The organism is Streptomyces sp. NPDC056948 (genome assembly GCF_042674225.1).
GTDB classification, from domain to species: Bacteria; Actinomycetota; Actinomycetes; order Streptomycetales; family Streptomycetaceae; genus Streptomyces; species Streptomyces purpurascens.
This window is the reverse complement of sequence record NZ_JBHUQX010000383.1, coordinates 1-9,215: the sequence shown is the minus strand read 5'-3', so window position 1 is coordinate 9,215 and position 9,215 is coordinate 1. Positions and strand designations below refer to the sequence as shown.

Genomic DNA, 9,215 nt, shown 5'->3' with positions numbered 1-9,215 from the left:
GCCTTCAGTAGCGGGGACAGGATTTGAACCTGCGACCTCTGGGTTATGAGCCCAGCGAGCTACCGAGCTGCTCCACCCCGCGTCGTTGTGATTCCAGTGTACGCCATCCGCGGGACCACTCGTGACCACGTCATGCTCAGCGGCCGGATCGGCCCTCGCTCCCCTGCAGCAGATGGCGGTTCGGGGCCTTGGCCCTGTGCTCGTGTTCGGGGAGGACGACGACCTCCGCCCCGCCCGCCGCCAGGACTCCGCTGCCGTCGGCGGCCCGGACGAAGGTGTCCGGCTCGCGCCAGGCCGTGACCACGCGGCGTACGCCCGCGTCGAGGAGCAGCCGGGCGCAGGGTGCGGGGCGGGAGGCGCGGCGGGCGCAGGGCTCCAGGCTGCTGTAGACCGTGGCGGTGGCGAGGCGCGGGTCGGACGGGTCGAGCTTCGCCAGGGCCGCCTCCTCGGCGTGCGCGACCGGGTCGCCGCCCTCGCGGGAGTGGCCGCGGGCCAGTTCCGTGCCGTCGGCAGCGACCACCACCGCACCCACGCTGAACGCCGTGTCCGACGGCGGGCAGAGGTCCGCCAATTCGCAGGCGAGGGCCAGCCAGTGGTGGTCGGCCGCCGTGGCGAGGGGGCCCGTGCCCGGGGCAGTGGGTTCGTAGCGCATGAGGACCACGTCCTCGATGCGCCGCGTCTCCAGCAGCCGGAGCCGGCCACCCTGGTAACCGCCGGGCCCGAAGAGGCGGGGGGCCTTCGGATCGCCCACGAAGAGCGGGGCGAGGACCAGGTGGAGTTCGTCGGCGAGGCCCTGGGTGAGGAGCTGGGTGTGGATCAGGCCGCCGCCCTCGACCATGAGCCGTCGCACGCCCCGTACGTCGTGCAGGTGGGTGAGGAGCCGCCGCCAGTCGAGGTCGGTGCCGAGGGGGACCACGTCGGTGGCGAGGCCGAGAGTCCGGGCACGCTCGGCGCCCTGATCGGTCGTGTAGAGGATCTTCTCGCCGCCGGTGTGCCAGAACCGCGCCTCCGGGTCGAGGTCGCCGGAGCCGCTGACGGTGACCTTGAGGGGGTACTCCGCTCGGCCGGCTGCCGTGCGGGCGGCCCGCCGCTCCTCCGAGTTGACCAGGAGGCGCGGGTTGTCGGCGCGGATGGTGCCGGCGCCGACCAGGATCGCGTCGACGGACGCCCGGACCTCGTCGACCCGGTCGAAGTCGGCCGGGCCGGACAGCAGCAGGCGTTCGGGCCCGGTGTCGTCCAGGTAGCCGTCGAGGGAGACGGCGGCGGACAGCAGGACGTACGGGTGAGGCATCGACGCTCCCCGGTCGGGTGGGACGGCGGGACCGGCGGGATCGAGCTCGCCGGGTCTTGGTTCAAGTTTGAAACAAACCTACACTGGTGGCATGACGACTCGCTGGCTCACCCCCGAGGAGCAGCGCGCCTGGCGCGCGTACATCGCCTCCTCACTGCTCCTGGAGGACGCGATCGACCGGCAGCTCCAGCAGGACGCCGGCATGCCGCACCTGTACTACTCCATCCTGTCCGTCCTGTCGGAGTCCCCCGAACAGCGCCTGCGCATGACCGATCTCGCCGAGCGGCTGAAGATCACGCGCAGCCGTCTGACGTACGCGGTGACGCGGCTGGAGAAGGACGGCATGCTGCGGCGCGAGGCCTGCCGGTACGACAAGCGGGGCAGCATCGCCGCACTGACCGACGCGGGGTTCGCCGTACTGGAGCGCGCGGCGCCCGGGCATGTCGAGACCGTGCGGAGCTTTGTGTTCGACCGGCTCAGCGAGGAGCAGGTGGCGCAGCTCGAGGAGATCTCCGCGGCGATCGCGCAGGGGCTCCAGGAGGACGGGACACGGCCTACGTCGGACGATGTGCCGTGGCGGCGGAGGTCCTCCTCGGCCTGTTCGTGAGGCGGCCCGCAGCACCCCCGTGGGGCACTTAAGTGAGGCACGTCACAAGAGACCGAACTCATTGCTTCAAATTTAAAGCAAGGGTAGTGTTCCGAACCGTGGAACTGCTTCAAATCTGAAGCAGACGGCTGTGCAGCCGAACAGGAACGGAACCCGGAGGCCCCGCATGCCCGACACCCCCGTCGCCCTCGCCACCCCGCGCTCCCGCGTCCGGGTACCGCTTCGCTTCCACGACGGCTACCAGGTCGACGCCGAACTCGTCACCTTCCACGGACTGGCCGACCACCAGGAACACGTGGCCGTCGTCCTGGGCGAGCCGGGCCCGGTCCCGCTGGTGCGACTGCACTCCGAGTGCCTGACCGGGGACGTGTTCGGCTCGGCCCGCTGCGACTGCGGTCCGCAGCTCCGCGAGGCGGTCGAGCGCATAGCCGACCGCGGCGGCGTGCTCCTCTACCTCCGCCAGGAGGGCCGGGGCATCGGCCTCTACAACAAGCTCGACGCGTACGCCCTTCAGGACGAGGGCCTCGACACGTACGAGGCGAACGCGGCCCTGGGGCTGCCGGAGGACGCCCGCGACTACACGGCGGCGGCCCAGATGCTGAAGGCCCTGGGCATCAAGGAGCTGGACCTGCTCTCCAACAACCCCGACAAGGCGGACCAGTTGCGCACCTTGGGCGTCGACGTGCGCGACCGTGTCCCCACGGGCGTCTTCACCACCGCGCACAACGTCCGCTACCTGCGCGCCAAGGTCCTCCAGACCCAGCACACGCTGCCGCTGGCCGCGCTGACGGAGCTCACCGCCGGCTGAGCGGGGCCGGTACGGCCGGGCACCGAACGGGGCTGCTTGTCCCTCGGCTCATCGGGTACAGCCTTGGGAAGAGGGCGATCTCCGCAGTACCCGGAGCTTATGGAAAGTGACGTTTCGTGACCGATCTCGGCGCCCCCGGCGACCCCCGGGCGAGGGGACCGGGCGATGGTCCAGAGGCCGTCGCGTCGCGGATCGCCGATGCCGTGGACAGTCTGACGGCCCTGTGGTCGGTCGCCGCCCAGGAGGCGTCCCTGCGCCTGTCCCCGCACCAACTGCGGGCGCTGCGCACCGTGGAGGCGGGGCCCGGTCTGAACGTCACGGCCCTGGCGGACGAGCTGGACATCGGCCTCCCCACGGCCAGCCGGCTCTGCGACCGGCTCGCCGCGGCCGGCCTGCTGGAGCGGGCCCCGCACCCGGGCACCCGCCGCGAGGTGCAACTGTGGCTCACCTCGCACGGCCGGCATGTCCTGAGCGATGTCGCAGGCCGCCGGACCGAGGCCCTGGCCACGGCGCTGGCGGCGATGGAACCGGCGGAACGGCTGGCTCTGAGCCGGGGGTTGCTGGGATATCTGGCGGCACAGGACACGGTCGTGCCGCACCCTGACGGAACTGAGTGAGCTAGGCCCCTGAGCCGTGCCGGTCCCCACCACCGGCACCCAGTACGGCCACACACGTGTCGTCCCGCACCGGCAGGGCCGCACTCCCGGCGTCCCGCAGCACCGCCACGGCCACCACCGCCGGGTCGCAGGACAGGAGCACGCCGTCGTCGGGCGGCGTCCAGCGGCTGGGCAGACCGTCGCTGTGCAGGACGAGCAGGCTGTCCTCCTGCCACGGAACGCGCTGCACGGGCACGGACGCCGGGGCCTGCGCGCCCACGATGCCCGGGTGCGACAGCAGCGGCTTCCAGGTGCCGTCGGTGCGCAGCCGGCCGCCGACGTTGCCGATCCCGGCAAAGCTCAACTGCTGTGACAAGAGGTCGAGTTGGGCCACGGCGACGGCCGCGCCGCGGGTGGGCCGCAGGGCCCTTCCCAGGTGCCGCAGGATCTCGGCGGGCGGCAGGTCGGCCACCCCGCGCAGTTCGGCCACGGCGGCGCCGGACGCCTCGGCGGCCTTGGGCCCGTGGCCGAGCCCGTCGGCGAGCAGAAGGGTCACGCGGTCGCCGCCGTACACCCGGCTCCACGCGTCGCCGGAGTACTCGGCCCGGCCGAGGGGGACGTTGACGCCGCCGACGCGCGGGCCCGGCGTGGGCCGCGCCCCCTTGGCGGCCGGCTCGTGGCCGATGCGGGCCACGGCCACGGTGCCCCGCCCGGGGGCGCTGTGCAGGTCGAAGTCGTTCGCTATGCGCCGGCACGTGCCGAGGCCGGCGCCCAGGGAGGACGCGGTGGTGTAGCCGTCGCGCATCGCCGCCGCGATGTCCGGGATGCCGGGGCCGTGGTCGAGCGAGACGAGCTGCACGGACGTCTCCGGGACGCCGTCGCGGCCGGGCTCGACGAGGTTGATGACGACGCGCCCGCCGTCCGCGTGCCGCAGCAGATTGGTCGCCAGCTCCGTCGCCACGAGCGCGGCGGTCGCGGTGCGGGGCTCGGGAAGCCCGGCGCAGGCGCTGGCCTCCTCGGCCGCCACACGGACGTCCCGCACCCGGGTCGAGTCGTCCACCGGCACGTCCCACACCCTGCTCATCACGGCCCCGGCCGGGACGGCGGGACAGCGGTGGCCCAGGCGGTGACGGTGACGGTGGTCCCCTCATCGGGGCGGCTGTCCACCTCGAACTCGTGGACCAGCCGCTTGGACCCGCTCATCCCCAGACCGAGCCCGCCGCCGCTGGTGTAGCCGTCGGTCATCGCCTGGTCCAGGTCGCGGATGCCGGGCCCGGTGTCGACGAAGGCCAGCCGCAGTCCGCTCGACTGCCCGAGGTTCAGCGGAGTGATCTCCACGTGGCCGCCCCCGCCGTGGACGAGGGTGTTGCGGGCCAGTTCGCTGGCCGCCGTGACGAGCTTGGTCTGCTGCACCAGCCCGAAGCCGAGCTCGGCGGCGGCCTGCCTGACCTGCTGCCGCACCCAGGCCAGATCGGCGTCCGAGCCGATCGGCAGGCTCGTCGGCGCGGCATGGCGGGAGGCCTGCATCAGGGACTCCCCTCACTGTGACGCTCACCGGCGGCGAGCAGCTCCATCGCGCGTTCGACGTCCAGGGCCGTCCGCAGGCCCGGCAGGGTGAGCCCCAGTTCGACCAGGGTGATCGCCACCGCCGGGCGCATTCCGGCCAGCACCGTACGGGCGGCCAGCAGTCCGGCTCCGGCGGCGATCTCGGCGAGGACCCGCCCCAGGAACGAGTCGACCATGTCCACGCCGGAGATGTCGATGACCACCCCGGCCACCCGCGTGTGCGCGATCCGGCCCGTGATGTCCTGCTGGAGCTGCTCGGCCATCCCGTCGTGCAGTTCTCCCTGGAGGGTGACCAGCAGGGTGTCGCCGAGCTGGAGGACCGGCACCGTGAAGGCGTGTCCCCCCGCGGGTCCGGGCACCGCCGGCCCGAACCCGGTCACCGCACGCCCGCGTCGGCCGCCGGGCCGGCCGACCGGAGCGGCGCGATCTCGACGCCCTGCCGGCTGAGCGCGTAGGCCAAGGCGTCCTCCAGGCTCGCGCGCGTGAGCACGGTGCCGAGGTCGATGCCCAGGTGGACGATGGTCTGCGCGATCGCGGGCCGGATCCCGGAGACGATGCACTCGGCGCCCATCAGCCGGGCCGCCGCCACCGTCTTCATCAGATGCTGGGCGACCAGCGAGTCGACCGTCGGCACGCCGGTGATGTCGAGGATGGCGAACCGGGCGCGCTCGGCGACGATCGCGTCCAGCAGGCTCTCCATGACCACCTGGCTGCGCGCGCTGTCCAGCGTGCCGATCAGCGGCACGGCGACGGTGCTCTCCCAGAGCTTGATCACCGGGGTGGCCACTTCGAGCAGCTGCTCGCGCTGCCGTGCGATCACTTCCTCGCCCGCGCTGACCAAGGTCTCCATCACGACCAGGCGCAGCGTGCCCATGAGCACGGTCAGGGCCAGCACGCTTTCCTGGGCCTCGGGGGAGTACGGGTCCGGGAACTCGGCGCGCAGCAGTTCGGTCACCGGTGCGCGCAGGGCGGCCACCTCGCGGGCGACCCCGTCCGGGTCGATCCCCGTGCGGGCGCGGGAGGCCGCCATCCGGCCCAACTGGTCGCGCACCGGCTCGAATCCGGGCGCCCGGATGTCCTCCGTCCGCCCGGCGGCCGCCACCGCCGCCAGCGCGGCGGCCACGGATCTTCCCGCCTCCACGGCCTCGTCCCGTGAGACGGTGAAGACCGTGCGGAACAGCGCGGCGTCCGCCCATCGTTGGGCGACCTGCTCCCGGCGCCGTTCGAGGAAGGCGCTCACCTGGTAATGGGCCGGCTCCTGTTCCGAGTTCTGTTCCGACTCCGACACTTGCATCGCTCCCTTGCACGGACCGAACCGAGGCCTCACTACGGCACCTCAGCCGTTACTTGCCGTATGACAAACATTAGTGCCGACGGTGGGCAACACCAAACAACTGCCCGTCGTCGCCTCCGGCCTGCGCCTTCCCCGTCCCTCATCGCCCACGCCAGTCCAGACACACCACCAGGGCGTCGTCGTCGGCGACGGGCCTGCCTCGATGGCCGCTCAGTTCGCGCAGGACGGCCCGGGGCACATCGGCGGCCGGAAGCAGCCGGGTCGACTGGATCGCCCGGGCCAGGGCGGTGGCCCCGTACGCCTCTCCGCCCGGGGAGGCGACGTCGTAGACCCCGTCGCTGACGAAGACGAGCCGGTCGCCGGGCTCGGCCCGGAACTCCTGGGCCACATAGTCGGTCTCCTCGAACATCCCCAGCGGCAACTGGGCGTCGAAGTCCACCCGCTCCACCGCGCCCCGGCGCATCCGCAGCAGTTGCGGGGACCCGGCGTCCACCGCCCGGACCCGCCCGGTGGCCAGGTCGAAGTCGAGCATCAGCACGGACAGGTAGCAGCGGCCCCGGTAGTGCGCGTACACCGCCTGGTCGGCCAGGGCGGCCTGGTCGGCGAGAGAGAGACCGGCCCGGCGCGCGTTGCGCAGGGCGTTGATCGCCAGGTTCGTCAGCAGGGAGGCCTCGATGCCCTCGCCCATGCCGTTGGTGACGTAGAGGCTGAGCCGGTCGGCCGTGGCGGACCAGTCGAAGTTGTCGCCGAAGATCGCGTACGCCGGTTCAAGCTGGGCGCCGAGCTCGTACTCGGGGCGGGCGCAGGAGCGGCCCGGCAGCAGTTGCCACTGCATCTCGGCGGCCAGGGTGAGGCGGTTCCTGCGGCGTGCCTGGAGATACAGGTCGGTGTCCCGCTCGGCCACGACGACCTCGTGCCCCAGCACCTGGGCGATCTCGGCCAGTTCGCCGAGGCAGCCGTCGGCGTGCTCGCCGCCCGGCAGGACCACGGTCAGCACACCGAGCCGGTCGCCGCGCACGGTGACGGGCAGCTGCGCCCGGACGAGCTCACCCGGAAGGGCCTCGACAAAGGGCTCCTGAGCCCCGAAGGCCCGGCCCGCCGGGCTGTTGTGCACGGACACCGGCTGAAGGGTGTGCGGCAGCACGGACACCGGCTGAAGCACCGTCAGTCCGTAGTCGGCCAGGAAAAGCTCGACGGAGTCCGCCGCGTACTGATCGGTCAGTACACGACGGACCGCGTCCAGCAGTTGATGGGGTGCCGCCGTGCGCAGGGCGCGCTCGGCGGCCACGAATCTGTTCACGATCGTCGTCACGAGGGTCGACACACCAATCCTTGGTCTGAATACGGTCTGAATGCGGCGGGCGGCCGTGCCCCTGGCCAGGGCCACCCCTGGCTCCCCGCGCGCCTAGTACGCTGGCGGCCATCCCGGTGCCTGCGAGAGTGTGACTGTGACTTCCCTCCGACCCCGCCCTGAGCCAGCAGAGGTCGCACGTGTGACCTCCACGGCCGCGGAGTTGTTGGAGGTCCTCTGGGGCCGGGCCTCGACGGCACCCGCCTCGGCGTCCCAGCTGCGCGTGCTGCTCATCCTCGAGCACCACGAGGGCATCAACCTGCGCACGCTCGCCGACTCCCTGGCCTCCACACCGCCCTCGACGAGCCGGCTCTGCGACCGGCTGCAGGCGACCGGATTCGTCGAGCGCGTGGTGAGTCCGGTGGACCGGCGCGAGGTGTGCCTGCGCCTCAGCAGCCGGGGCCGTACGTTCCTCGCCGATCTGCGCGTACGCCGGGAGCAGGCGCTGCGGGACGTGCTCGACCAGATGCCCGCGGCCAAGCGGGTCGCACTGCTGCAGGGTCTCGAGGCGTTCTGCGACGTGGCGGCGGCCCGGATACACGATGCCTCCGACAACGCCGACGGCTCCCGCCCGCCCGGCACCCGGACCGCCTGAATTCCTCCCCACCACGATGCCCCACCCTTCTGTCCCATGCCGTCGCAGACATTTGTGGGTACCCCGACAACGCCCCGACCTGCACCGACTGTGGTCAACGTCTCGATGGGGCATATGCGGGGCATGAGCCGGGCGACTACGGGTAGCGGCGCTAGAGGTGGCCTGTCGGGGAATGGGAGCGGGCCGGGACTACGAGGGAGGGCCCGTGACGGCGACGACGCGCATCGGCACGACGACGGATTCCGGCACCGAGACCAGTGAGGTGCTGCCCCGGATCGCCGAGCCGCAGAAGCTCGCCCCGCAGGACGCGCGCGGGCTGACCGGACAGTTCCTGGACCGGCTCGCCGTACTGGAGGAGGGCACTCCCGAGTACCAGTACGCGCGCAACACGCTCATCGAGATGAACATGTCGCTGGTGCGGTTCGCGGCCCGCCGGTTCCGCGGCAGCGGCCAGGCGATGGAGGACGTCGTCCAGGTCGGCATCATCGGGCTGATCAAGGCGATCGACCGCTTCGAGGTCCCCCGCGAGGTGCAGTTCACCAGTTTCGCGGTGCCCTACATCATCGGCGAGATCAAGCGGTTCTTCCGTGACACCTCCTGGGCCGTGCATGTGCCGCGCCGCCTGCAGGAGGCCCGTACGGAACTCGCCAAGGCCACCGAGGAACTGGCCTCCCGCCTCGGCCGCGCGCCCCGGGTCGCCGAACTGGCGGCCCTGATGAACCTCACCGAGGAGCAGGTCGTCGAGGCCCAAGTCGCGGCGAACGGCTACCTGTCCTCGTCCCTCGACGCGACGGTCGGCGGCGACGCGGACGAAAGCGACGCGACGCTCTCGGAGTTCATCGGCGAGGAGGACCCGGCCCTGGAGCTGGTCGAAGACTTCCACGCCCTCGCTCCCCTGCTCGCCGAACTCGACGAGCGCCAGCGCCTCATCCTCCACCTGCGCTTCGTGGAAGAACTCACCCAGGCCGACATCGGCACCCGCCTCGGCATCTCCCAGATGCACGTGTCCCGCCTCATCTCCCGGACGGTGGCACGCCTGCGGGCGGGGATGCTGACCACGGGCTGAGCCGCCCCGGAATCGACCTGAGCCCCGGTCCGGATGCTGTC

The 9,215-nt window shown here is 72.1% G+C and carries 11 protein-coding genes and 1 tRNA gene; 5 read left to right on the top strand and 7 right to left on the bottom strand.

Translation table 11 applies throughout. The features are described 5' to 3' along the window. Positions 1-8 precede the first annotated feature (8 nt). Together ACFTZL_RS35190 and ACFTZL_RS35185 are read right to left on the bottom strand one after the other, a co-directional pair. A tRNA-Met gene (locus tag ACFTZL_RS35190) sits at positions 9-82 on the bottom strand. A 54-nt stretch (positions 83-136) separates the two neighbouring features. After that, entirely contained in the window at positions 137-1,291 is a 1,155-nt protein-coding gene (locus ACFTZL_RS35185; RefSeq protein WP_382591490.1) for a dihydrofolate reductase family protein, read from the bottom strand. Positions 1,292-1,382: 91 nt separating this feature from the next. Here ACFTZL_RS35185 and ACFTZL_RS35180 point away from each other — a divergent pair, with 91 nt between their 5' ends. The 3 genes from ACFTZL_RS35180 to ACFTZL_RS35170 all read left to right on the top strand — a co-directional run bounded on the left by ACFTZL_RS35180 (position 1,383) and on the right by ACFTZL_RS35170 (position 3,323). After that, positions 1,383-1,898, top strand: coding sequence for a MarR family winged helix-turn-helix transcriptional regulator (locus ACFTZL_RS35180; RefSeq protein WP_382591487.1), 516 nt, complete (start codon positions 1,383-1,385; stop codon positions 1,896-1,898). Between the two features lie 166 nt (positions 1,899-2,064). Next, positions 2,065-2,706, top strand: coding sequence for a GTP cyclohydrolase II (ribA, locus tag ACFTZL_RS35175; protein ID WP_382591484.1), 642 nt, complete (start codon positions 2,065-2,067; stop codon positions 2,704-2,706). 116 nt (positions 2,707-2,822) lie between these two features. Next, a complete protein-coding gene (locus ACFTZL_RS35170) occupies positions 2,823-3,323 on the top strand; it encodes a MarR family winged helix-turn-helix transcriptional regulator (RefSeq protein WP_382591481.1) in 501 nt (166 codons plus the stop codon). 1 nt (position 3,324) lies between these two features. Here ACFTZL_RS35170 and ACFTZL_RS35165 read toward each other — a convergent pair whose 3' ends face one another. From ACFTZL_RS35165 to ACFTZL_RS35145, 5 genes are all read right to left on the bottom strand, one after another. Further along, positions 3,325-4,386, bottom strand: a complete 1,062-nt coding sequence (locus tag ACFTZL_RS35165) for a SpoIIE family protein phosphatase (RefSeq protein WP_382591478.1) — start codon at positions 4,384-4,386, stop codon at positions 3,325-3,327. Continuing rightward, the gene (locus ACFTZL_RS35160) at positions 4,386-4,829 is read right to left on the bottom strand and encodes an anti-sigma regulatory factor (protein WP_382591475.1); all 444 of its coding nucleotides are present in this window, start codon (positions 4,827-4,829) and stop codon (positions 4,386-4,388) included. Before ACFTZL_RS35160 ends, ACFTZL_RS35165 begins: the two co-directional genes overlap by 1 nt. Beyond that, positions 4,829-5,227: an STAS domain-containing protein gene (locus ACFTZL_RS35155; protein WP_382591472.1), complete on the bottom strand. Its 399-nt coding sequence runs from the start codon at positions 5,225-5,227 to the stop codon at positions 4,829-4,831. The genes ACFTZL_RS35160 and ACFTZL_RS35155 overlap by 1 nt, the downstream gene beginning before the upstream one ends. A 17-nt stretch (positions 5,228-5,244) precedes the next feature. Further along, positions 5,245-6,162: an STAS domain-containing protein gene (locus ACFTZL_RS35150; RefSeq protein WP_382591469.1), complete on the bottom strand. Its 918-nt coding sequence runs from the start codon at positions 6,160-6,162 to the stop codon at positions 5,245-5,247. Between the two features lie 139 nt (positions 6,163-6,301). Next, positions 6,302-7,462: a PP2C family protein-serine/threonine phosphatase gene (locus tag ACFTZL_RS35145; RefSeq protein WP_382591493.1), complete on the bottom strand. Its 1,161-nt coding sequence runs from the start codon at positions 7,460-7,462 to the stop codon at positions 6,302-6,304. 142 nt (positions 7,463-7,604) lie between these two features. Here ACFTZL_RS35145 and ACFTZL_RS35140 point away from each other — a divergent pair, with 142 nt between their 5' ends. Then, on the top strand, positions 7,605-8,108 hold the full coding sequence (locus ACFTZL_RS35140) for a MarR family transcriptional regulator (protein ID WP_382591466.1): 504 nt from the start codon (positions 7,605-7,607) through the stop codon (positions 8,106-8,108). Positions 8,109-8,313: 205 nt separating this feature from the next. Continuing rightward, positions 8,314-9,174, top strand: a complete 861-nt coding sequence (locus ACFTZL_RS35135; RefSeq protein ID WP_382591463.1) for an RNA polymerase sigma factor SigF — start codon at positions 8,314-8,316, stop codon at positions 9,172-9,174. Positions 9,175-9,215 lie beyond the last annotated feature (41 nt).